General features: G+C 64.3%; 22 protein-coding genes. 15 read left to right on the forward strand and 7 right to left on the reverse strand.

The window, feature by feature from the left end; all coding sequences use genetic code 11:
- Positions 1–9: 9 nt before the first annotated feature.
- Positions 10–171, forward strand: a complete 162-nt coding sequence (locus ABMD26_RS03925; protein ID WP_282349772.1) for a DUF2986 domain-containing protein — start codon at positions 10–12, stop codon at positions 169–171.
- Positions 172–190: 19 nt separating this feature from the next.
- Here ABMD26_RS03925 and ABMD26_RS03930 read toward each other — a convergent pair whose 3' ends face one another.
- Complete coding sequence (locus ABMD26_RS03930; RefSeq protein WP_354308113.1) at positions 191–586, reverse strand: NUDIX hydrolase; 396 nt, start codon at positions 584–586, stop codon at positions 191–193.
- A 125-nt stretch (positions 587–711) separates the two neighbouring features.
- Here ABMD26_RS03930 and ABMD26_RS03935 point away from each other — a divergent pair, with 125 nt between their 5' ends.
- On the forward strand, positions 712–1,482 hold the full coding sequence (locus ABMD26_RS03935) for an SDR family NAD(P)-dependent oxidoreductase (RefSeq protein ID WP_354308117.1): 771 nt from the start codon (positions 712–714) through the stop codon (positions 1,480–1,482).
- Positions 1,483–1,581: 99 nt separating this feature from the next.
- On the opposite strand, the gene ABMD26_RS03940 is transcribed toward ABMD26_RS03935, so the two are convergent.
- A complete protein-coding gene (locus ABMD26_RS03940; RefSeq protein WP_354308121.1) occupies positions 1,582–2,280 on the reverse strand; it encodes a tRNA (adenine(22)-N(1))-methyltransferase in 699 nt (232 codons plus the stop codon).
- 54 nt (positions 2,281–2,334) lie between these two features.
- Positions 2,335–3,333: an alpha/beta hydrolase fold domain-containing protein gene (locus ABMD26_RS03945; RefSeq protein WP_354308125.1), complete on the reverse strand. Its 999-nt coding sequence runs from the start codon at positions 3,331–3,333 to the stop codon at positions 2,335–2,337.
- A gap of 138 nt (positions 3,334–3,471) precedes the next feature.
- Between ABMD26_RS03945 and ABMD26_RS03950 the strand changes: the two genes are divergently transcribed.
- Positions 3,472–4,239, forward strand: a complete 768-nt coding sequence (locus ABMD26_RS03950; RefSeq protein ID WP_502948332.1) for a substrate-binding periplasmic protein — start codon at positions 3,472–3,474, stop codon at positions 4,237–4,239.
- A 746-nt stretch (positions 4,240–4,985) separates the two neighbouring features.
- Here ABMD26_RS03950 and ABMD26_RS03955 read toward each other — a convergent pair.
- Positions 4,986–7,175: an OsmC domain/YcaO domain-containing protein gene (locus ABMD26_RS03955; RefSeq protein WP_354308131.1), complete on the reverse strand. Its 2,190-nt coding sequence runs from the start codon at positions 7,173–7,175 to the stop codon at positions 4,986–4,988.
- Between the two features lie 203 nt (positions 7,176–7,378).
- On the opposite strand from ABMD26_RS03955, the gene proP reads away from it, so the two are divergent.
- The gene (proP, locus tag ABMD26_RS03960; RefSeq protein WP_122741775.1) at positions 7,379–8,881 is read left to right on the forward strand and encodes a glycine betaine/L-proline transporter ProP; all 1,503 of its coding nucleotides are present in this window, start codon (positions 7,379–7,381) and stop codon (positions 8,879–8,881) included.
- Between the two features lie 39 nt (positions 8,882–8,920).
- Here proP and mnmH read toward each other — a convergent pair whose 3' ends face one another.
- Both mnmH and selD read right to left on the reverse strand, forming a co-directional pair.
- Positions 8,921–10,018, reverse strand: a complete 1,098-nt coding sequence (gene mnmH / locus ABMD26_RS03965) for a tRNA 2-selenouridine(34) synthase MnmH (protein WP_134721435.1) — start codon at positions 10,016–10,018, stop codon at positions 8,921–8,923.
- Positions 10,018–11,052 (reverse strand): selenide, water dikinase SelD, encoded by a 1,035-nt coding sequence (gene selD, locus ABMD26_RS03970; RefSeq protein ID WP_090357171.1) that lies wholly within the window; start codon positions 11,050–11,052, stop codon positions 10,018–10,020. Before selD ends, mnmH begins: the two co-directional genes overlap by 1 nt.
- A 144-nt stretch (positions 11,053–11,196) precedes the next feature.
- Here selD and ABMD26_RS03975 point away from each other — a divergent pair, with 144 nt between their 5' ends.
- The 8 genes from ABMD26_RS03975 to ABMD26_RS04010 all read left to right on the forward strand — a co-directional run bounded on the left by ABMD26_RS03975 (position 11,197) and on the right by ABMD26_RS04010 (position 18,319).
- Positions 11,197–12,048 (forward strand): putative selenate ABC transporter substrate-binding protein, encoded by an 852-nt coding sequence (locus ABMD26_RS03975; protein ID WP_354308142.1) that lies wholly within the window; start codon positions 11,197–11,199, stop codon positions 12,046–12,048.
- The gene (locus ABMD26_RS03980) at positions 12,045–12,842 is read left to right on the forward strand and encodes a phosphonate ABC transporter ATP-binding protein (RefSeq protein WP_354308146.1); all 798 of its coding nucleotides are present in this window, start codon (positions 12,045–12,047) and stop codon (positions 12,840–12,842) included. Before ABMD26_RS03975 ends, ABMD26_RS03980 begins: the two co-directional genes overlap by 4 nt.
- A complete protein-coding gene (locus ABMD26_RS03985; RefSeq protein WP_122741771.1) occupies positions 12,836–13,663 on the forward strand; it encodes a PhnE/PtxC family ABC transporter permease in 828 nt (275 codons plus the stop codon). Before ABMD26_RS03980 ends, ABMD26_RS03985 begins: the two co-directional genes overlap by 7 nt.
- Entirely contained in the window at positions 13,660–14,427 is a 768-nt protein-coding gene (gene phnE / locus ABMD26_RS03990; protein WP_191999976.1) for a phosphonate ABC transporter, permease protein PhnE, read from the forward strand. The genes ABMD26_RS03985 and phnE overlap by 4 nt, the downstream gene beginning before the upstream one ends.
- A gap of 153 nt (positions 14,428–14,580) precedes the next feature.
- Complete coding sequence (locus ABMD26_RS03995; protein ID WP_134721440.1) at positions 14,581–15,420, forward strand: NAD-dependent epimerase/dehydratase family protein; 840 nt, start codon at positions 14,581–14,583, stop codon at positions 15,418–15,420.
- 42 nt (positions 15,421–15,462) lie between these two features.
- Entirely contained in the window at positions 15,463–16,446 is a 984-nt protein-coding gene (locus tag ABMD26_RS04000; protein ID WP_134721441.1) for a TRAP transporter substrate-binding protein, read from the forward strand.
- Positions 16,447–16,510: 64 nt separating this feature from the next.
- Entirely contained in the window at positions 16,511–17,038 is a 528-nt protein-coding gene (locus ABMD26_RS04005) for a TRAP transporter small permease (protein WP_134721442.1), read from the forward strand.
- Positions 17,039–18,319, forward strand: coding sequence for a TRAP transporter large permease (locus ABMD26_RS04010; RefSeq protein WP_049859016.1), 1,281 nt, complete (start codon positions 17,039–17,041; stop codon positions 18,317–18,319).
- Positions 18,320–18,421: 102 nt separating this feature from the next.
- Here the strand turns inward: ABMD26_RS04010 and galE are convergent, their stop codons facing one another.
- Positions 18,422–19,501 (reverse strand): UDP-glucose 4-epimerase GalE, encoded by a 1,080-nt coding sequence (galE, locus tag ABMD26_RS04015; RefSeq protein ID WP_354308162.1) that lies wholly within the window; start codon positions 19,499–19,501, stop codon positions 18,422–18,424.
- Positions 19,502–19,813: 312 nt separating this feature from the next.
- Between galE and ABMD26_RS04020 the strand changes: the two genes are divergently transcribed.
- The 3 genes from ABMD26_RS04020 to ABMD26_RS04030 are packed head-to-tail and all read left to right on the forward strand — an operon-like array spanning position 19,814 to position 23,300.
- A complete protein-coding gene (locus ABMD26_RS04020; protein ID WP_354308166.1) occupies positions 19,814–20,983 on the forward strand; it encodes a glycosyltransferase family 1 protein in 1,170 nt (389 codons plus the stop codon).
- Positions 20,971–22,182, forward strand: a complete 1,212-nt coding sequence (glf, locus tag ABMD26_RS04025) for a UDP-galactopyranose mutase (protein ID WP_354308170.1) — start codon at positions 20,971–20,973, stop codon at positions 22,180–22,182. Before ABMD26_RS04020 ends, glf begins: the two co-directional genes overlap by 13 nt.
- Positions 22,179–23,300, forward strand: coding sequence for a beta-glucosidase (locus ABMD26_RS04030; protein ID WP_502948297.1), 1,122 nt, complete (start codon positions 22,179–22,181; stop codon positions 23,298–23,300). The genes glf and ABMD26_RS04030 overlap by 4 nt, the downstream gene beginning before the upstream one ends.
- Positions 23,301–23,367 lie beyond the last annotated feature (67 nt).

The raw sequence follows: 23,367 nt of genomic DNA on the forward strand, positions 1-23,367 counted from the left end.
GGCCACGCCATGAATCGTCGCAAGAAGATCAAACAGCTGTTGCAAGCACATGCCAAGAAGGCCAGCGCCAAGTTGGCGCCGCAGAGCAAGGACCGTTACATCAGCAAGGCGGACCGGGCGAAGCTGGCGCTTGAGGCCGAAAGCGCAAGTCCCGCTGTCGATCAGGCCTGAAGCGGATCGGGCCTGCGCTTCAGAGGAAATGCAGCGGCAAAATCTGGTCGCGCGTCAGCGGCGCCAGGTCGAGCTTGGCCACCGTTGTGGCATCGACCCACAGCGCTTCTTCGATTTCCGCAGCGGGGCTGACCTGGGCCTTGATGCGTACTTGAAAAAGCTCGCAATGCACTTCATGGCCGGGCTCGTTGGCGGCCACGGCTGTGTAGGTACCCAGAAATCTGGCTTCGGCGGGATCCACCGCGATGCCCAACTCCTCCTCCAACTCACGAACCAATGCCTGGGCAGGCTGCTCGCCGGATTCGATCTTGCCGCCTGGCTGCATGAAGGCGCGCGTGTTGCGCTTGCGCACCAGCAACGTTTGCCCTTGCTCGTTGAGCAGCAGTGCGGCAGCGATATGGATAGTGGCGGCCATGGCGTCTCTCCTAAAAAAAGGTGGGCACCATGGCACGCCGTGCAAGAGCTGGCAATTGCCGCTGGAGAACGTTTGAGGGTAGTTCTCGGTCCTATCGGTACGATCTTCTGGCAGGGCGGTGGACCATGGCGTTGATACCCGATCTATCCGGCAGTGCGTCTGCGCTGATCTGTGGCGCCAGCCAAGGCATCGGCCTGGCGTTGTGCGAGCAGTTGTTGCAGCGTGAAGATGTCGCCCAGGTGTTTGCGGTTTCCCGGCAGGCCACGACCAGCGCCGAGCTGGCGGCGTTGGCTGAGCGCCATGGGCCTCGTCTGGTCAACCTCGATTGCGATGCCCGAGATGAACAGGCCCTGCAGCGGCTGGCCGATGCGGTGGCGGCCGATTGCGCTCATCTGCATCTGGTGATCAGCACGCTGGGCATTCTGCATCAGGACGGCGCGCGGCCGGAAAAAGGGCTGGCCCAGCTGGATCTGAGCAGCCTGCAGGCCAGCTTCGCCACCAATGCCTTTGCCCCGGTCCTGCTGCTCAAGCATCTGCTGCCCCTGCTGCGCAAACAGCCCGCCACCTTCGCCGCGCTGTCGGCCAGAGTCGGTTCGATCGGCGACAACCGCCTGGGTGGCTGGTACAGCTATCGCGCCAGCAAGGCGGCGCTCAACCAGCTGTTGCGCACGGCCAGCATCGAGCTCAAGCGTTTGAACCCCGCGGCCACGGTATTGGCTTTGCACCCTGGCACCACCGACACCCGGCTCTCGCAGCCCTTCCAGGCCAACGTCCCGGCGGGCAAATTGTTCGACCCCAATTTCGCCGCCCGTTGCCTGCTCGAATTGATCGGCCAGCACGGACCGGCGCAATCCGGCAGCTTCTGGGCCTGGGATGGCCAGCCCATACCGTGGTGAATCTGACGCATTTCCCTGTAACAGCGGCGCGAGCCGCGTCCGGGACCGCCGCAGGGCAACTGACACACCGCGTGCGCAGTGACGCGGCTTGCACCGCTGCTACAGCGGATTGAGGGATTCGATCCATTGGATGTGTTGGGCGAGCTCGAGGCGTTTGCCGTCGAGTCCGCTTTGGCGAGCGTAGGCCAGGCGTTCGAGGGTGCGGCGCTTGAGGTGCAGCAGGCGTTGCCATTTGGCCAGGAACGCCGGAGTACGCTGGCGCAGCTGCAAGGGTCCGAAAAACAGCTCCTGGGGGCTGTAGGTCACCGGTTCGCCGTGATCGGCCACGATGATCTCGTAGTCGAAGCGGTTTTCCCGCAGCACTTCTTCATGCCGGATGCGATAACCATTGTCCATCAGCCACTGGCGCAGATCGCATTCGCCGCCATTGGGCTGCAGGATCAATCGCTCGCCACGGGTCAAATGCGCCCTGCCCGCCTGCAGAATGTCGCGGATGGTTTCCCCGCCCATGCCGCACAGGCTCACCGCCGTGATCCGATCGCACGCTTGAATCGCCGCCAGCCCGTCGGCCTGACGCACGCTGATGCAGTGCTCCACCCCGCTCTCGCGGACGCTGCGCCGGGCCGCCAGAAACGGCGTCTGGGCGACCTCACCGGCAACGGCCTGGGGGATGACACCACGCAGCACCAGCGCCACGGGCAGGTAGGCATGATCCGAACCGATGTCAGCCAGGTGCGCGCCGACGGGGACCTGGGCGGCCACGCGCTCCAGACGATGGGACAAGCTGAGCGGATTCACGAGCGATCGGTTCTCTTGATTGGGCGCGCATTCTGGCGAGCGCGCCCGTGTATTTCAACTCAACCCGGCAGGGTCCGCCGCAACCTGTGCCGCCAGCAGCCGGACGATCCACTCACGGCTGTGGACCAGAGCCCTGTCGGCCATGGGCGTGGGGAAGTGGATGAAACCGTGGGGCGATACCGGCAGCAGGCGCAGGTCCACCGGAGCCACCTTGCCCCAGCGTTCGGCCATCAACAGGGTGTCGTCGCGCAGCGGATCCAGCTCCCCGACGAACATCAGCGCGGGCGGCAGGCCGTCCAGGTCACCGTACAGGGGGGATACCACCGGCTGCTGTCTTTGCTGATCGTCCAGGTCCGGGGTCAGCAGACGCAACGCCTCGACCATGCCCGGACCGTCCAGCACCAGCGTGTCGGGCCCGGCGTTGCGCACGCTGGGGGTGCCGGTCAGGTCGAAGACACCGTAATACAACAGCGCCCCGCACACGCGCTGCAGCAACGCGGGCCATTGTTTGAGCTGCAACAGAGTGGCGGCGGCCAGATGCCCACCGGCGGACTCGCCGACGACGATCACCGGCAGGTCGGCAAACTCGGGAAAGCCATCGCCCAACACGCAGCGCGCGGCCACCAGGCAGTCGTCGAGCAGGCCTTGCAGGGGCGTCGAGACAGCCAGGCGATAGTCGACCGAAACGACAGCAACATCACAGGCCTGCACCAGGGCGATGTTGAGGTCATCGTTCATCTGGGCATTGCCGATGACCCAGCCGCCGCCGTGGAAATCCAGCACCAGACCCTTGGGCGGCCGGGATGGCCGCAGGATGCGCACCTTCACCGGGCGGGCGTCGGGCAGGCGCAGCAGGCGCTCTTCGATTGCCACGCCATGGCGCACGGGCTTGAGCGAGCTGGCCAACTGCCCTGCACGGAGCAGGGTCTGAATCAGCATCGGGGTGACGCGATTGCGGATACGGAACCGCGGCAGGCGGCTCAGGGTCATGTTGAAGCGCTCTGCCTGCGCGATCTGTGCTGAATCGAACGACCAGCTTTGCTTGGTCTCCACCAGGGGTGTCCTCATACATGAGTAGATGTCAGATAGGAGGGTCTGCGCGTGGTGCGGTTCCCGCATGAGCAGATAACGCGATTAGCGACTATGCTGGCTCTCTTGGTGCCCGTCACCGAATACCGTCGGATCGTTGCAATGGATCATCTGAACCGCTTGCGCGGGTCGCTGTTCAAGTCGGTCTGCGGCGTGCTGCTGTGCAGCGCCATCCACACGACCGCCTGGGCCGCGACGCCGCGCACCTTCGATCTGTACACGGCCGAGGCGCCGCCGCTGAGCATGGCCGGCGCACCAGGCCTGCAGGGCATCGTCGGTGATGCCGCGCACCAGGCGATGGTGCTGGCAGGCTATCGCGTGGATATCCATGTACTGCCTTGGCTCAGGGCACAACGGACGGTGCAGCAGGGGCAGGACATGCTGATCGTGCCGCTGTCGCGTACCCCCGACCGGGAGGCCAGCTATACGTGGATTGCGCCGATCATGAGCATGGACCGAGCCTTTTTCAGTCTCGACAAGCGGGTCGACAGCTTCGAACAGGCGCGTCGCACCTATCACCGGATCGCGGTGGGCCTGGGCAGTGCGCAGGAACGCAAGTTGCAGGACGAGGGGTTCGACGCTTCGCAGATCTATCCGTTGCGCATCGGGGAAAATCCGGCGCAGATGCTGCTGCTGGGACGTGTCGATGCCTGGTTCAATGGGGTGCCGGAGTCGCAGTACATCTGGCGTCAGGTGTCCGAGCGGCCGTTGCTGATGAGCCCGGCGTTGATGACCACGGACTTGTATCTGGCCTGTTCGAAGAGCTGTTCGCCGCAGATGGTGCGCAGTCTGCGCGACGCGGTGCAGACCCTGCATCGCGACGGTTCGATAAAGCGGTTGGTGGAGCGATACCTGAGCGCTCCGCTTTGAGCACGGTGGTGCTGCCGGGACGCGGCTTGCGCCGCTGCTACAGGGGCCGTGCATGCCGCGTCGGCGGTGCAGGCAGGGGGCAAATACGGCTTGCACCACCCGTGTAGCAGCGGTGCAAGCCGCGTCGGCGGTACACGCGGTCGGTCAGGGTGAACGCGGCGTTCCCGGACGCGGCTTGCGCCGCTGCTACAGGGACCGTGCATGCCGCGTCGGCGGTGCAGGCAGCGGATCTGGGCAAATCCGGCTTGCGCCACCCGTGTAGCAGCGGTGCAAGCCGCGTCGGCGGTACACGCGGTCGGTCAGGGTGAACGCGGCGTTCCCGGACGCGGCTTGCGCCGCTGCTACAGGGACCGTGCATGCCGCGTTGGCGGTGCAGACAGGGGGCAGCTCCGGCTTGCACCACCCGTGTAGCAGCGGTGCAAGCCGCGTCGGCGGTGTACGTGGTGGATCAGGATGAACGTGGCGTTCCCGGACACGGCTTGCGCCGCTGCTACAGAGACCGTGCATGCCGCGTTGGCGGTGCAGACAGGGGGCAAATCCGGCTTGCGCCACCCGTGTAGCAGCGGTGCAAGCCGCGTCGGCGGTACACGCGGTCGGTCAGGGTGAACGCGGCGTTCCCGGACGCGGCTTGCGCCGCTGCTACAGGGGCCGTGCATGCCGCGTCGGCGGTGCAGGCAGGGGGCAGATCCGGCTTGCACCACCCGTGTAGCAGCGGTGCAAGCCGCGTCGGCGGTGTACGCGGTGGGTCAGGACTGGGCGCGGGCGCTGTGGAGTTTCTTGTAGCTGTCGATCAGGCGCAGATGACGATCCAGGCCTTCGAGCTTCATGCTCGTGGGCGTCAGGCCATGGAAGCGCACGCTGCCGTCCACCGAGCCCAGCGCTGCATCCATCCGCGCATCGCCGAACATGCGGCGGAAATTGACCTCGTAATCGGCCATGTCCAGATCGCTGTCCAGTTCAACCTCGAGCACCACGTTCAAGGCCTGGAAAAACAGCACACGGTCCAGGGTATTGGCGTTGTACTGCAGGAACATCTCGACCAGCTCCTTGGCGTCGTCGAAGCGCTCCAGCACCAGTTGGATCAGCACCTTCAACTCCAGAATGGTCAACTGCCCCCACACCGTGTTCTCGTCGAACTCGATGCCGATCAAGGTGCGGATATCGGTGTAGTCGTCCAGCTCCGATTCCTCCAGGCGTTGCAACAGATCGCCCAGTGCATCGTCATCCAGACGATGCAGATTGAGAATGTCTTCGCGGAAAAACAGCGCCTTGTTGGTGTTGTCCCAGATCAAGTCTTCGATCGGATAGATCTCCGAGTACCCCGGCACCAGAATCCGGCACGCCTTGGCGCCCAGGTGCTCGTAGACCGCCATGTACACCTGCTTGCCCATCCCGTCGAGGATGGCGAACAGCGTCGCCGCTTCCTCGGCATTGGCGTTGTCGCCCTGAGCGGTGAAGTCCCAATCGGCAAAGGCGAAGTCGGCCTTGGCACTGAAGAAACGCCACGACACCACGCCGCTGGAATCGATGAAGTGCTCGACGAAGTTGTTCGGCTCCATCAGGGCATGGCTTTCGAAGGTCGGTTGCGGCAAGTCGTTGAGCCCCTCGAAACTGCGGCCCTGGAGCAGCTCGGTGAGGCTGCGCTCCAGCGCCACTTCCAGGCTTGGATGGGCGCCGAACGACGCGAACACGCCGCCGGTTCGCGGGTTCATCAAGGTCACGCACATCACCGGGAAGCGCCCGCCCAGGGAGGCGTCCTTGACCAGCACCGGAAAGCCCTGCTCTTCCAGCCCCTGGATGCCTGCCACGATGCCGGGATAGCGCGCCAGCACCTCGGCCGGAACGTCGGGCAGCGCCAGTTCGCCTTCGAGAATTTCGCGCTTGACCGCCCGTTCGAAAATCTCCGACAGGCACTGCACCTGAGCCTCGGCCAGGGTATTGCCGGCACTCATGCCGTTGCTCAGGTACAGGTTCTCGATCAGGTTGGACGGGAAATACACCGTCTCGCCATCCGACTGACGCACGAAGGGCAGCGAGCAGATGCCGCGCTCGATGTTGCCCGAGTTGGTGTCGTACAGATGGGAGCCACGCAGCTCACCGTCGGGGTTGTAGATGGCCAGGCAGTGGGCATCGAGGATCTCGCTGGGCAAGGCATCCTTGCGGCCCGGCTGGAACCAGCGCTCGTCGGGGTAATGGACGAAGTCGGCCTGGGCGATGTCCTCGCCCCAGAACTGGTCGTTGTAGAAGAAGTTGCAGTTCAGGCGCTCGATGAATTCACCCAGGGCCGAAGCCAGCGCGCTTTCCTTGGTCGCCCCCTTGCCGTTGGTGAAGCACATCGGCGAGTAGGCATCGCGGATGTGCAGGGACCAGACGTTGGGCACGATGTTGCGCCACGAGGCGATCTCGATCTTCATGCCCAGCCCGGCGAGGATGCCGGACATGTTGGCGATGGTCTGCTCCAGCGGCAGGTCCTTGCCCAGCACATAGGTGCTGGCGCCCGCCTGCTGGGTCGGCATCAACAGGGCCTGGGCATCGGCGTCAAGGTTGTCGACTTCTTCGATGATGAAGTCCGGCCCGGTCTGCACCACCTTCTTCACGGTGCAGCGATCGATGGAGCGCAGGATGCCCTGGCGGTCCTTGGCTGACATGTCCGCGGGCAGCTCGACCTGGATCTTGAAGATCTGGTTGTAGCGGTTTTCCGGGTCGACGATGTTGTTCTGCGACAGGCGAATGTTGTCGGTGGGAATGTTGCGCGTGTTGCAGTACAGCTTGACGAAGTACGCCGCGCACAACGCCGACGACGCCAGGAAATAGTCGAAAGGCCCCGGCGCCGAGCCGTCGCCCTTGTAGCGAATGGGTTGGTCGGCCACCACCGTGAAATCGTCGAACTTGGCTTCAAGTCGAAGGTTGTCGAGAAAATTGACCTTGATTTCCATGGGGGAGCACCTGATGCAAGCAAAAACGAATGGCGCGCATTATCCGGTTTTTTCACCTGTGCGTCTCGGGCGATCACCGGCAGCGGTGGACGGGCTGGCGACCGGACCGCTGCGGCGATACTAAATCGCCGCCACCAGTGAATTTTTTGGTGTCAATTTGTATCTCATGGGGACAAGCCGCTTTGACACAAAGAGAAACATCGATGAAATCTCGTAGAAAAAAAGTCAACCCGATCGGGTTGAACGACATCACCATCGTCGACGACGTCAAGATGCGCAAGGCGATCACCGCCGCCGCGCTTGGCAACGCCATGGAATGGTTCGACTTCGGCGTCTACGGCTTCGTGGCCTACGCGCTGGGCAAGGTGTTCTTCCCGGGTGCCGATCCCAGCGTGCAGATGATCGCGGCCCTGGCTACCTTCTCCGTGCCTTTCCTGATTCGCCCCCTGGGTGGCCTGTTCTTCGGCGCACTGGGCGACAAATACGGCCGGCAGAAAGTTCTCGCCGCCACCATCGTGATCATGTCGCTGAGTACCTTCGCGATCGGCTTGATTCCGTCCTACGACTCCATCGGAATCTGGGCACCGATCCTCTTGCTGCTGGCGAAGATGGCCCAGGGCTTCTCGGTGGGCGGCGAGTACACCGGCGCATCGATCTTCGTCGCCGAGTACGCCCCGGACCGCAAGCGCGGCTTCCTCGGCAGCTGGCTGGACTTCGGTTCGATAGCCGGTTTCGTGCTCGGCGCCGGTGTAGTGGTCGGGATTTCTGCTGTGATCGGCGAAGAGAAGTTCCTCGACTGGGGCTGGCGCGTGCCGTTCTTCCTGGCCTTGCCGCTGGGCATGATCGGCCTGTACCTGCGTCACGCGCTGGAAGAAACCCCGGCGTTCCAGCAACACGTCGAAAAACTCGAACAAGGTGACCGCGAAGGCCTGGCCGGTGGCCCCAAGGTCTCGTTCAAAGAGGTAGCGACCAAGCACTGGCGCAGCCTGCTGACCTGCATCGGCATCGTGGCGGTGACCAACGTCACCTACTACATGCTACTCACCTACATGCCCAGCTACCTGTCGCACAACCTGCACTACAGCGAAAGCCATGGTGTGCTGATCATCATCGCGATCATGGTCGGCATGCTGTTCGCGCAGCCGGCGATCGGTTATGCCAGCGACAAGTTCGGCCGCAAGCCCTTCATTCTGTTCGGCAGTATCGGCCTCTTCTTCCTGGCCATTCCGGCCTTCATGCTGATCAACAGCGGCAAGATCGGCCTGATCTTCGCCGGCCTGCTGATGCTGGCCGTGGTCCTGAACTTCTTCATCGGCGTCATGGCCTCGACGCTGCCGGCGATGTTCCCCACGCACATTCGCTACAGCGCCCTGGCCAGCGCCTTCAACGTTTCGGTACTGATCGCCGGCCTGACGCCGACAGCGGTCGCCTGGCTGGTGGAAAGCACCGACGACCTGTACATGCCCGCGTACTACCTGATGGTGTTCGCCGTGATCGGATTCGTCACCGCCATCACCATGAAGGAAACCGCCAACCGCCCGCTGCGCGGTGCGGCACCGGCGGCGTCGGACATCGAGGAAGCCCGTGAGCTGCTGGTCGAACACCACGACAACATCGAGCAGAAAATCGAAGACATCGACACACAGATCGCCGAGCTGGAAGCCAAGCGCAAGTCCCTGGTGGAACAGCATCCGCGCATCAACTAAGCCTCGACCTGGCTTGGCTGCGAACCGCGACTGCGGTTCTCAGCCTCTGGCCAGGCGCTCGAGCAGGTAGTCGACCACGGCGGCCTGGTCGCCGGCGAATTCGATCCGCGACGCCTTGCTTTCACGCTGATAGGCGTACATCGGATCGTAGTACTCGTGCAGCAACCCCTCGATCCACCCGCGATGCAGATCGACCTGACCACTGCGCTGCTGTTCGTCCAGCGCGGCCTGCATCAGGCCCTGCAGACGCTGATGCCGCTCGCCGCCCAGGCGCTTGTAGATCCGATCCAGGCTTTGCAACAGACGCTCGGCAAACAGCTCATGACCCTCCTCGCCGTGCAGGCTGACGAACTCCGCGCACAGGTCCACCACGTAGTCACGCAGAATGCGCTCGACACGGTTGTCGAAGCTGTCTTCCAGCCACACCAAAGGATAACCCTGCATACCCTGATGCAAGGACAATGGCACGTTGCAGCTGCCGACCAGACGGCTTTCGTCTTCGAGCACGAACTGCTCGATGCCGGCGGCGCGCTTTTTCAGCACGTCGATGGCCAGGCGGTTCTCGAAATCAATCTGCGCCGGCTGCCCGGTCGCGCGCTTGCCGAAGCTGGAGCCGCGGTGGTTGGCATGCCCTTCCAGGTCCAGGGCATTGCTCAACTGCGCCAGTACGTCGGTCTTGCCGGTGCCGGTCATGCCGCCCAGCACCACGAACCGGCATTGCTCCACCGCCTGTTCGAGGGTGTCGAGCAGGAAGCTGCGCATGGCCTTGTAGCCGCCCAGCACTCGCGGGTAGTCGATCCCGGCTTCTTGCAGCCAGCGTTGCACGGTCTGCGATCGCAGGCCGCCGCGGAAGCAGTACAGGTAGCCGTGCGGATTGGCCTTGGCGAATGCCGCCCAGGCCGCGATCCGGCGTTCCTTGATGTCGCCCGACACCAGGCGGTGGCCCAGGGCGATGGCCGCCTCCTGGCCGTGCTGCTTGTAGCAGGTACCGACCTTCTGCCGTTCCAGGTCGTCCATCAGCGGCAGGTTGTGCACACCGGGGAAGGCGCCCTTGTCGAACTCCACCGGCGCGCGGGCATCCATCATCGGCACATCGCCCAGGAACAACGCGCGGTAGTCGCTGCTGTTGTCACGCATCAGATCACCTCGACCGCATGGGGCAGACGTTCGATCAATCTGCCGATGGGTGCCAGTTGCAGGCCCAGTTCCGCGGCCAGGGCGACGAACTCGGCCTCGCCGGCGGCGCTGACCGCGACCAGCAGGCCGCCGCTGGTCTGCGGGTCGCAGAGCAGGTCACGCTGCTCATCGGTCAGGGCAGCGATGCGATCGCCGTAGCTTTCAAAATTGCGTTGGGTGCCGCCGGGCACGCAGCCCTCGCGCAGGTAGTGATCGATGCCAGGCAGGCGCGGCACGGCGGCGTAGTCCAGGCGTGCGGTGAGCTGCGCGCCATCGGCCATCTCGACCAGGTGCCCGAGCAGGCCGAAACCGGTGACGTCGGTCATGGCGCTGACCCCGGCCAGTTTGCCGAAGCGACTGCCGGGCTTGTTCAGGGTGCACATCCAGTCGCGGGCCACGCCGACGTCTTCGTCGCGCAGCCTGGATTTCTTCTCGGCGGTGGTGAGGATGCCGATGCCCAGCGGCTTGGTCAGGTACAGGCGGTCGCCGACCTGGGCGGTGTCGTTGCGCTTCATGTGGCGCTTGTCGACCAGGCCGGTCACCGCAAGGCCGAAGATGGGTTCGGGGGCGTCGATCGAATGCCCGCCGGCCAGCGGAATGCCGGCGGCGTCGCACACCGCGCGGCCGCCGCGGATCACTTCGCGAGCCACTTCCGGCGGCAGCAGGTTGACCGGCCAGCCGAGAATGGCGATGGCCATCAACGGATCGCCGCCCATGGCGTAGATGTCGCTGATCGCGTTGGTGGCCGCGATGCGCCCGAAATCGAACGGGTCATCGACGATGGGCATGAAGAAATCGGTGGTGGACACCACTCCTCGTTCCTCGTCGATCGCGTACACCGCAGCATCGTCGCGCGAGGCATTGCCGACCCACAGTCTGGGGTCCAGGTTCTGCGCGCCGCTGCCGGCCAGGATCACTTCCAGGACCTTGGGCGAGATCTTGCAGCCGCAACCGGCACCATGGCTGTATTGGGTCAAACGGATGGGCGAATTCATGGCAGCCTTCTCGAGGTCCGGGAAACAGGCTGCGAAGTCTATCAAAGCTGGCCTTTCCTGCAGTGACTCTTATAATCGCGCCTTTTCTATCCTCGCGTACCGGGCCTGGCCCGCGCGCCTTGCGCCACCTTTCGGAGACCCACCATGTTCAAGCGCTCCCTGTCACTGGTTGCCGGCCTTGCCCTGTGCGCCAGCGCGGTCACCAGCTTCGCCGCCGACGTTCTGCGGGTGTCCGCCATCCCCGACGAGGCGCCCACCGAACTGCTGCGCAAGTTCAAGCCGCTGGGTGCGTACCTCGAGCAGCAGACCGGCATGAAGGTCGAGTTCGTGCCGGTGGCCGACTACCCGGCGGTGGTCGAGGCGCTGGCCACCGATCGTCTGGACATGGCCTGGCTGGGTGGCTTCACCTTCGTCCAGGTCAACCAGAAAACCGGCAACGCCATTCCCCTGGTGCAGCGTGAGCAGGATGCCCAGTTCACCAGCAAATTCATCACCAGCGATCCGAACGTCAAGTCGCTGGCCGACCTCGAGGGCAAGAGCTTCGCCTTCGGCTCGATCTCGTCGACGTCCGGCAGCCTGATGCCGCGCTATTTCATGCTGCAGGACAACATCAAGCCGGAAACCTATTTCAGCCGAGTCGCCTACTCCGGTGCCCATGACGCCACCGCGGCGTGGGTGCAGGCAGGCAAGGTCGATGCCGGCGTGCTCAATGCCAGCGTCTGGCAGAAGCTGGTCGACAGCGGCAAGGTCGACACCAACAAGGTCAAGGTGTTTGCCACCACGCCGACCTACTTCGATTACAACTGGACCGTGCGCGGCACCCTCAACCCGGCGCTGGCGGAAAAGCTCAAGCAGGCGTTCCTCGCCCTCGATCCGGCCAAGCCCGCAGACAAGGCGATCCTCGACCTGCAGGCAGCCAGCCGCTTCATCCCCACCAAGCCTGAGAACTACAAGGGCATCGAGGACGCCGCCCGCGCTGCCGATCTGTTGAAATGACCCTGCGCCTGACGGCCGTCGACCTGCGCCACCGCAACGGGGTACAGGCCCTGCGCGACGTGCATCTGAACATCGCCGCCGGGGAGCGCGTGGCGATCATCGGCCCGTCGGGCGCCGGCAAGTCCAGCTTGCTGAATGTGCTGGCGACCGCCCTGCAGCCCAGCGCTGGCGAGCTGGCGGTGCTGGGCGTGCAGCCCTGGCAGCTGAGCAGTCGCGCGCGACAGCGCCTGCGGGCGCGCATCGGTCTGATCCATCAGGCGCCGCCGCTGCCGCCCCGGCAACGGGTGGTCACGGCGGTGCTGGCTGGCAAGCTGGGGCAATGGGGTCTGGGCAAGAGCCTGCTCAACCTCCTGCATCCGGTGGACATTGCCGGCGCCCGTGCGCTGCTGGCGCGGCTGGACCTGGACGACAAGCTGTTCGCCCAATGCCAGCAGCTGTCGGGCGGGCAATTGCAGCGCGTTGGCATCGCTCGCGCCCTGTACCAACAGCCAGCGCTGTTGCTGGCCGACGAGCCGGTCTCGGCGATGGACCCCAGGCTGGCCCGGCATACCCTGGACCTGCTCTGCCAGCACGCCAGCGAACAGCGCGTCACCCTGGTGGCCAGCCTGCACACGGTGGAGCTGGCATTGGCCTGCTTCCCGCGGATCATCGGCGTGCGCGACGGCCGGATCGCCTTCGACCTGAGCGCTGCCGAAGTCACCCCACAGCGCCTGGATGACCTGTATGCCAACGCGCAGCTGAGCCCTGCCCCCACGACAGCGGACACCGCGACGCCCTGGCTGCCGCGATGCTGATTCGGCACCACCGCGATCCGGCCGCTCTGCCGCGGCTGCTGCTGGCCGCCCTGGCCGTACTGTTGCTGTGGCCCGGCATCCGTCTGGCCGAGCTGAACCCAGGCGTGCTGTTCGATCCGGCCGTCAGCCGATCCACCGGTGCCTTCCTGGCCGGTTTCTGGCCGCCGGCCCATGACCGGGACTTTCTGGCGCTGCTGTGGGACGCAACCTTGCAGACCTTGGCCATCGCCACGGCGGGCATGTTTCTGGCGCTGGTGCTTGCGGTGCCCGCCAGCCTGCTGGCCAGCCGCGCCTTGTCGCTGTCCGCGGCCAGCATCGGCGCTCGCCCTGGCTGGGCGGGCACCTGCGTGCGCTGGCCGGTGCGTGGCGTGCTGATCTTTCTGCGCAGCGTGCCGGAGATCGTCTGGGCTCTGCTGTTCGTCCGCGCCGTGGGCCTGGGCCCGACCGCCGGTGTGCTGGCGATTGCCATCACTTACGCGGGTATGCTCGGCAAGGTGTATGCCGAGATCTACGAGTCGGTCGATCAACGTCCGGCCCAGGCCCTGATGCGTGCCGGCGCCGGGCGCCTGGCCGCGTTCGCCTATGGCACGCTTCCGGCCGCGGCGGCCGAACTGATGTCGTACACGGTGTACCGCTGGGAGTGCGCAGTGCGCGCCTCGGTGGTGATGGGCTTCGTCGGTGCCGGTGGGCTGGGTCAACAGATCGACCTGTCGATGCGCATGTTCGCTTCGGCCGAAGTGGCCAGCATCCTGCTGACGTTCATCGTGCTGGTGCTGTTCGCCGACCTGCTCAGCCGGGTGCTGAGAGGGCGTTTCACATGAGGCGCCTGGGCAATGCGGCACTGGTACTGGCCATCATCCTGGCGGTGGTGGCCTCCTTCGCCTATCTGGGCCTGAACCCATTCAACCTGGGCGATGCCGACAGCCTGGGTCACATGGCCCGTTACGCGGCGCGCTTCCTGTCTCCGGATTTCACCGCCGCACACCTGTGGGCCGTGGGCCATGCCTCACTGGAGACCCTGGCGATGTCGGCCCTGGGCACCTTGCTGGCCGCAATCGCCGCCTTGCTGCTGGCTATTCCCGCTGCCGGCCGATTGGGCTGGCCCCTGCAGGGCCTGGCCAAGCTGCTGCTCAATGCCCTGCGCGCGGTACCCGAGCTGGTCTGGGCGGTGCTGATGGTGCTGGCTGCCGGGCTCGGGCCCAACGCCGGCACCCTGGCGCTGGCCTTGCACACGGCCGGGGTGCTCGGCCGGCTGTTCGCCGAAGCGCTGGAAAACACCCCGCCCGAACCTGCCAACGCGATCCGCCTGCAGGGCGGCAACGCCTGGCTGGCGTTCTGCTACGGCACCTTGCCTAACCTCTGGCCTCAGCTGCTGGCCTATACCCTGTACCGCTGGGAAAACAACATTCGCATGGCCAGCATCCTTGGTTTCGTCGGTGCCGGCGGGCTGGGACAGATGCTCTATGTCAGCCTCAGTCTGTTCCAGGAAGCGCGCGCCAGCACGCTCATTCTGGCCATGCTGCTGCTCGTGCTGGGGGTGGATGCCCTGAGTGGCTGGATGCGCCAGCGTTGGATTCGCCTCTAGACCCTGGCAGTCACCCGCCTGTCGGCAACGGCTGAGCTCACGCGCGGCTTTCGACATTAGTCGCGTTGACAAGATCGTCAAGAGCTGTCGATAATCCGAGCCAAGTCATACGACAACAGATGACAAAAACAATAACGACAAAAGGACTCGCTCATGACAGGCATTCACACCGTCCAGAATCCCTTCAATCGCCTTCTCCTGACCGGCGCCGCCGGTGGTCTGGGGAAGGTGCTTAGAGAAAGTCTGAAACCCTTCGCCCGCACCCTGCGGCTCTCCGATATCGTCCCCCTTCCCGCCGCTACCGACACCCATTCCGACACCTCCGAAGAATTCCAGTTGTGCGATCTCGCCGACAAGCAGGCCGTGCACGAACTGGTACAAGGCGTGGACGCCATCGTGCATTTCGGCGGCGTATCGGTGGAGCATGCGTTCGAAGACATCCTCGGCCCTAATATCTGCGGGGTCTTTCACATCTACGAAGCGGCGCGCCGGCATGGCGTCAAGCGCGTGGTGTTCGCCAGCTCCAATCATGTGATCGGTTTCTACAAGCAGGATGAAACCATCGATGCCCATTCGCCGCGGCGTCCGGACAGCTACTACGGGCTGTCCAAGTCCTACGGCGAGGACCTGGCGACCTTCTACTTCGATCGCTACGGCATCGAAACCGTCAGCATCCGCATCGGCTCCTCGTTCCCCGAGCCAGCCAACCGTCGAATGATGAGCACCTGGCTCAGCTTCGACGACCTGACCCGCCTCATCGAACTGAGCCTGTTCACCCCCAACGTCGGCCACACCGTGGTCTACGGCGCTTCGGCCAACCGCGATGTGTGGTGGGACAACCGCTATGCCGCGCACCTGGGTTTCGCCCCCAAGGACAGCTCGGAAGTGTTCCGCGACAAGATCGACGCGCAACCGATGCCCGCCGCCGACGATCCGGCCATGGTCTATCAGGGTGGCGCCTTCGTCGCTGCCGGACCGTTTGGCGACAACTGAATCCTTTGCGACACCAAAACAACAACAACGCTGGAGTTATCCATGGATTTCAAACGCACGTTACTCGTAGCAGCACTCCCGCTCGCCTTCTGCCTGTCCGGGCTGGCGCAGGCCGCGATCAACATCAAGTTCGCCGAAGTGCACCCGGCCGGTTATCCGCCGGTGGTGGCCGAGCAGGAAATGGGCAAGAAACTCGTAGAACAGAGCAAGGGCGAGATCACCTTCAAGATGTTCGCCGGTGGTGTGCTGGGTTCCGAGAAAGAAGTGGTCGAGCAGGTTCAGAGCAACGCTATACAGATGACCCGGGTCAGCCTAGGCATCGTCGGCCCGGTGGTGCCGGACGTGAACGTGTTCAACCTGCCGTTCATCTTCCGTGACCAGGCGCACATGCGCAGCATCATCGACGGTGATATCGGCCAGGAGATTCTAGACAAGATCACCAATTCCGAATTCAACCTGGTGGCATTGGGCTGGATGGATGGCGGCACGCGCAACCTCTACAGCAAGAAGCCGGTACGTCAGATCAGCGACCTCAAAGGCATGAAGATCCGCGTACAGGGCAACCCGGTGTTCATCGACACCATCAATGCGATGGGCGGCAATGGCATCGCCATGGCCACCGGCGAGATCTTCAGCGCCCTGCAGACCGGCGTGATCGACGGCGCGGAGAACAACCCGCCGACCCTGCTCGAACACAACCACTACCAGAACGCCAAGTTCTACACGCTGACCGAGCACCTGATCCTCCCCGAGCCCATCGTGATTGCGAAAGGCACCTGGAACAAGCTCAACCCGGAACAACAGGCGCTGGTGAAGAAGCTGGCCCGCGAAGCGCAGATGGAAGAGCGCGTGCTGTGGGACAAGAAATCCAGCGAGGCGGAAACCAAGCTCAAGGCCGGTGGCGTGGAGTTCATCACCTTGACGCCAGAGCAGAAGAAAGCCTTCTACGACGCCACTCAACCGGTGCGGGACAAGTACGGCGCGCCGTACAAAGAGCTGATCACCCGCATCGAAGCCGTCAAGTAAGCCTGTCCGTCAACACCAAGGGGGAGCCGGCAGTCGCCCGCTCCCCCGCCGCTGGGTGAGCCTCATGAAAAACACTGTGCTGCGTTTGAACGACTTGCTGTACCGGGTCTGCATCGGGATCACCGGCTTGTCGGTCCTGACCATGACCCTGATCATTCCATGGGGCATCTTCACCCGCTACGCGCTGGGCAGCGGTTCCAGCTGGCCGGAGCCGGTGGCGATCCTGCTGATGGTGGTGTTCACCTTCTTCGGCGCGGCGGCCAGCTACCGCGCCGGCGCGCACATGGCCGTGGCCATGGCGGTGGAACGCATGCCGGCGCAGGCGCGCCGGGTGGCGGCGGTGGCCGTGCAGATCCTGATGGCGGTGGTCGCGCTGTTCATGATCGTCAAGGGCTTCAAGCTGTGCGCCAACACCTGGAACCAATACCTGGGTGAGATTCCTTCCCTGCGAGTGGGTATTTCCTACTTGCCCATCCCGCTCGGCGGCATCGTGACCCTGGTGTTCATCCTGGAAAAGCTCTTCCTGGGTGACCAGAGCCACCGCGCCGTAATGCGGTTCGACGTCGTTGAAGCCAGTGAAGGTGCTGCGTAAATGGATGCTCTCATACTGTTGGGCAGCTTCATCGCCCTGATCCTGGTGGGGATGCCGGTGGCCTATGCGCTGGGCCTGTCGGCCTTGATCGGGGCCTGGTGGATCGAGATCCCGGCCGACGCGCTGATGATCCAGATCGCCGGTGGGGTCAACAAGTTCTCGTTGCTGGCCATTCCGTTCTTCGTGCTCGCCGGCGCGATCATGGCCGAGGGCGGCATGTCGCGACGGCTGGTGGCCTTCGCCGGCGTGCTGGTGGGGTTCGTGCGCGGTGGACTGTCGCTGGTCAACATCGTCGCCTCGACCTTTTTCGGCGCCATCTCCGGCTCGTCCGTGGCCGACACCGCCTCGGTGGGTTCGGTGCTGATTCCGGAAATGGAGCGTGCGGGTTATCCGCGCGATTTCTCCACGGCGGTGACGGTCAGCGGCTCGGTACAGGCCCTGCTCACGCCGCCCAGCCACAACTCGGTGCTGTACTCGCTGGCCGCGGGTGGCTCGGTGTCGATCGCCTCGCTGTTCATGGCCGGGGTCATGCCGGGGCTGTTGCTCAGCGCGGTGATGATGGGCCTGTGCATGATCTTTGCGCGCAAGCGCAACTATCCCAAGGGCGAAGTGATCCCGATGCGCCAGGCGCTGAAGATCGCCGGTGAAGCGCTGTGGGGTCTGATGGCGCTGGTGATCATTCTCGGCGGTATCCTGTCGGGCGTGTTCACCGCGACCGAGTCGGCGGCCATCGCCGTGCTCTGGTCGTTCTTCGTGACCATGTTCATCTACCGCGACTACAAATGGCGCGATCTGCCCAAGCTGATGCACCGGGCGGCACGGACCATTTCCATCGTGATGATTCTGATCGGCTTCGCTGCCAGCTTCGGCTACATCCTGACGCTGATGGAAATCCCGATGAAGATCACCACGGCGTTCCTGACCCTGTCGGACAACCGCTACGTGGTGCTGATGTGCATCAACGTGATGCTGCTGATGCTCGGCACGATCATGGACATGGCGCCGCTGATTCTGATCCTGACGCCGATCCTGCTGCCCGTGGTCGTCAGCGTGGGCGTGGATCCGGTGCATTTCGGCATGATCATGCTGGTCAACCTGGGTATCGGCTTGATCACACCACCGGTGGGCGCGGTGCTGTTCGTCGGTGCGGCGATCGGCAAGGTGACCATCGAGGCCACGGTGAAGGCGTTGCTGCCGTTCTACCTGGCGCTGTTCCTGGTGTTGATGATGGTCACCTACATCCCCGCCATCTCGCTGTGGCTGCCGAGCGTGGTGTTGTAAATCCGATTGCCGCAGTGTGTGCGACACACCGCGGCAGTCCGTCACGCCAAAATCCCTGTAGCAGCGGCGCAAGCCGCGTCGGCGATACATGCGGTCAAGCTGTCACACCGCGGCTAATTCGGACGCGGCTTGCGCCGCTGCTACGGGGATAATGCGCGTGGTGTAAAGGATGGGGCGGTGTTGGGCTGCCAATCGGCACTCCCAGCGCCAGGCATCGCGCAACATGTCTTCCAGGGTGCGTCGGGCCTGCCAGCCCAGTTCACGGCGCGCCTTGTCCGGATCGGCCCAGCACTGGGCAACGTCACCCGCGCGCCGGGGCTCGAACACGAGCGGCACGGACACCCCGCACGTGCGCGTGAATGCATCGACCACCTGCAACACCGAATAGCCCTGCCCCGTCCCCAGGTTCCAGATCTGCACCCCGCTGCCCCCCATCAAGGCCTGCAAGGCCAGCCAGTGCCCCTCGGCCAAATCCATGACGTGCACGTAGTCACGCACCCCGGTGCCATCCACCGTGGCGTAGTCGTTGCCATACACGTGGAGCACGTCCCGCTGCCCGCTGGCCACCTGCAACAGGTAAGGCAGCAGGTTGTTGGGTACCTGCGCAGGCGCTTCGCCCAACTCACCGGAATCGTGCGCACCGATGGGGTTGAAATAGCGCAGCAGCCCGACCGACCAGCGCGCATCGGACGCGGCCAGGCTGGTCATGACGTTCTCGGCCATCAGTTTGGAAAAACCGTAGGGGTTGGTCGGCAGCCCGGTCGCACAGCGTTCGTCGATGGGCATCCGCGGACTGTCGCCATAGACCGTCGCCGACGAACTGAAAATGAGGGTAAAGACCCCAGCGGCCGCCATGGCCTGACACAGCGTGATGCTGCCGCCGACATTGCTGTCGTAGTAGCGCAACGGCTCGCGGACGCTTTCGCCGACCGCCTTCAACCCCGCACAGTGAATCACCGCGGTAATGGGAAAGTCGGCGAACAGCGCGTCCAACTGCGCCCGATTACGCACGTCGCCCAAGACGAAGCGGGCCCGCCGTCCGCCCAGCCTGGCGATGCGTTCCAGGCTGGTGCGCGAGCTGTTGCACAGGTTGTCGAGAATGACCACCGTCTGCCCGTGGCCCAACAACTGCAAAACGACCTGCGCGCCGATATAACCCGTACCGCCTGTGACCAGAATCATCGTCGTCGCTCCCGGCGCCCGCAGGCACACTGGTCAAGATCAAGGGATAGCACCTGCGTGATACGACGACGGGATCAGGCCTATGAAGCTATGCCCTCAGGCCCTCCATGGAGTTCCCATGCAGTGCCGGACGGTCGCTCGGGGAAAGTTGAACGAGCGCAGCTTCGGCAGCGTCCAAACCTTGGCAACGCACAGATCATGACCTTCCCCACCGGGTCTGTTCATTGCCGCGCACAATCCATACGGGTGGCGTCGAAGCTCAGTCCCCGCTGACTTCAGTCCCGATTCAGGCTCTGAAACAAGGACACCCCCATGAACGATGTGGCGCCGAACGGCTCTACCCCCGCTGCTCATTCCCGCGCCCTGCGCGATCCTGCGCCGACCCGTCGGCCGCTCATGCTGTGTCTGTCCCATCTGCGCTGGGGCTTCGTCTACCAGCGCCCGCAGCACGTCATGTCACGCCTGGCGCAGAGCTATGACGTGCTGTTCTTCGAAGAACCGCTGTTCGCCGACCACGTCGAGCCGCAGTTGCTGACCAGCCAGCCCACCCAGGGGGTGACCGTGCTGGTGCCGCAGTTGCCTGCGGGCGTGCCCCATGAGCGGGTCATCGCCCTGCAACGTGAACTGCTCGATGCCTACCTGGCCGAGCATCGCCACGATGAACTGCTGCTGTGGTACCTGACGCCGATGAGCCTGGCGTTCACCGACCACCTGCAGGCTCGGGTGACGATCTTCGATTGCATGGACGAGCTGTCGGCGTTCATGGGTGCGCCACCGGAGCTCATCGAAAGGGAACGTCAACTGCTGGCGCGCGCCGACGTGGTGTTCACCGGCGGGCACAGCCTGTGGGAGGCCAAGCGCCACCAACACGCCAACGCCCACGCCATGCCCAGCAGCGTCGATATCGCCCATTTCGCCCAGGCCCGAGAGCTGCTCCCCGATCCGACCGATCAGGCGGCGATCGGCCACCCGCGCCTGGGCTTTTTCGGGGTGATCGACGAGCGCTTCGACATCCAGCTGGTCGATGAACTGGCCCGCCAGCGGCCGCAGTGGCAGATCGTGCTGATCGGCCCGGTGGTCAAGATCGACCCGCAGACCCTGCCGCGACGCGCCAACATTCACTACCTGGGCGGCAAGCCGTACAGCGAGTTGCCGCGGTATCTGGCTGGCTGGGAAGTCGCTTTGATGCCCTTCGCCATCAATGCCTCCACAAGCTTCATCAGTCCGACCAAGACCCCCGAATATCTCGCCGGTGGACGCCCGGTGGTGTCCACGCCGATCACCGACGTGATCAACGATTACGGTGACAGCGGGGTCGTGAGCATTGCCGACACACCGGCTGCCTTCATCGCCGCGGTAGAACATGCCCTGGGTGCCGAGGCACGTGACAGTGTGCTGGCCCAGGCCGATGCAGCATTGAACGGCATGTCGTGGGACAAAACCTGCGCGGCCATGAAGGAGCAGATCGAATGCCTCAGGTAAACCTCGAAAGCGCCAGTCGCGGCCCATCCGCCCATGGCGACGGCCGTCCCTACGACTATGTAGTCGTGGGCGCCGGCTTTGCCGGCAGCGTCATTGCCGAGCGCCTGGCCGAAGGGCTTGGCCTGAACGTGCTGGTGATCGACCGCCGCGAACACATCGGCGGCAATGCCTACGACCATCTGGATGCAGCCGGCGTGATGGTCCACCGCTATGGCCCGCATATCTTCCACACCAATGCCCAGCGCATCGTCGACTACCTGTCGCGCTTCACCCAGTGGCGCCCCTACGAGCACCGAGTGCTCGCCCAGGTCGACGATCATCTGGTGCCGATTCCGATCAACCTCACGACCCTCAACACGCTGTTCGGCCTGCAGATGGATGAGGCTCAGGCCGAACGCTTTCTGGCCGAGCGCGCACAGCCGGTGGAGTGCATCCGTACCTCCGAGGACGTGGTGATCAATCAGATCGGCCAGGAGCTCTACCAGAAGTTCTTCCAGGGCTACACCCGCAAGCAATGGGGCCTGGACCCGTCGCAGCTGGACAAGTCGGTGACCTCGCGCATCCCCACGCGCACCACCGAGGATGACCGCTACTTCACCGACAGCTTCCAGGCCATGCCGCTGGAAGGGTACACACGCATGTTCGAGAACATGCTCGACCACCCGCGTATCAACGTGCTGCTGGACACCGATTTCGCCCAGGTTCGCGAACAGTTGTCCTACGCCCAGCTGATCTACTGCGGCCCGGTGGATGAGTATTTCGGCTTCCGTCTGGGCCGCCTGCCCTACCGTTCGCTGCGCTTCGAGCACAAGACGTTGCAGCAACCCCAGCTGCAAGCGGTGGCCGTGGTCAATTACCCGGACGAAGCGGTGCCCTACACGCGCATCACCGAATACAAGCACCTGACCGGGCAGCAACACCCGCAGACCAGCATCACCTACGAGTACCCGTGCGCCGAAGGCGACCCCTACTACCCCATCCCACGGGCCGAAAACGCCGCGCTGTATCAACGCTACAAGGCGCTGGCGGACGAAACGCCGGGGGTCACCTTTCTCGGGCGACTGGGCACCTACAAGTACTACAACATGGATCAGGTAGTCGGTCAGGCGCTGGCGCTGTATCAGCGAATCGAGCAGGCGGGTGCGCCCGTCCCCGGTGCGACGGCTGCCGTGGAACTGCTCGACGAGCGCGGCGCTTGAGCGCGTGTGGCCTGTTCGACACGTTCATCATGGCCGGTTACGAATGCGCCGCTCAGCGGCGGCGCGATGGCGAGCGAGTCGATGTCCAGGTCAGCACCGGGCATCAACGCTGGGCGGCTGAAGATTATCGACAGTTGCGGGCCGATGGTATCGGCAGCGCCCGGGATGGCCTGCGCTGGCACGAGATCGAACGGCGTTGCGGGCACTACGACTGGAGCAGTTTTCTACCCCTGCTGCGCGCGGCGCGTGAGTGCAATCTGCAAGTGGTGTGGGATTTCTGTCATTACGGCTACCCCGACGGACTGGACATCTGGCGGCCGGAATTCGTCGAGCGCTTTGCCCGCTTTGCCGGTGCCGCAGCGCGGCTGATGGTCGATGAGGGTTTCGAGGTGCCCTTTTGCTCCCCGGTCAACGAGATGTCGTTCTGGAGCTGGGCCGGCGGCGACGTCGGCTACTTCAACCCCGGCGCCCACGGTCGCGGGCTGGAGCTCAAGCACCAGTTGGTGCGGGCCAGCATCGAGGCCATCGAGGCGATCCGCACGCACGCGCCCCAGGCGCGCTTCGTGCAGTGCGATCCATTGATTCACATCGTGCCCGATTCACCGCGCGCCGTGGACCAGGAGCGCGCCGAAGGTCATCGGCTGGCGCAGTTCCAGGCCTGGGACATGCTCGCCGGGCGCCAGTGGCCGGGGTTGGGCGGCTGCGAGGCGTACCTGGACATCATCGGCGCCAATTTCTACCCGCAGAACCAGTGGCGACAGAACGGCGAACGGATCCTGCTGGGGCATCCCGAGTTCCGCCCGCTGGCGGGGTTGCTGGCTGAACTGAATCGGCGCTATGGCCGACCCATCCTCTTGGCCGAAACCGGTGCCGAAGCGGATGCGCGAGGGCCGTGGCTGGAATACGTGGGTGAACAACTGGCGCTGGCGATTGCGCGTGGCGTCGATGTGCAAGGGCTGTGCTGGTATCCGTTCCTGGACTATCCCGGTTGGGACGATGGCCGCTACTGCCCCGCGGGTGTGTACGGCGCAGCCGACGGTGAAGGCTCACGGGCGCCCTATCATCCGTTGCGGGTGCAATTGCAAACGCTGGAGCGCCTGCACGGTCGCCGCCCATAACCCACCGCATCCCACCCACAAATTCGCAGCGCCCCCGGACGCGGCTCGCGCCGCTGCTACAGAAATT

It is taken from the genome of Pseudomonas sp. PvP001 (assembly GCF_040546375.1).
GTDB classification, from domain to species: domain Bacteria; phylum Pseudomonadota; class Gammaproteobacteria; order Pseudomonadales; family Pseudomonadaceae; genus Aquipseudomonas; species Aquipseudomonas coleopterorum.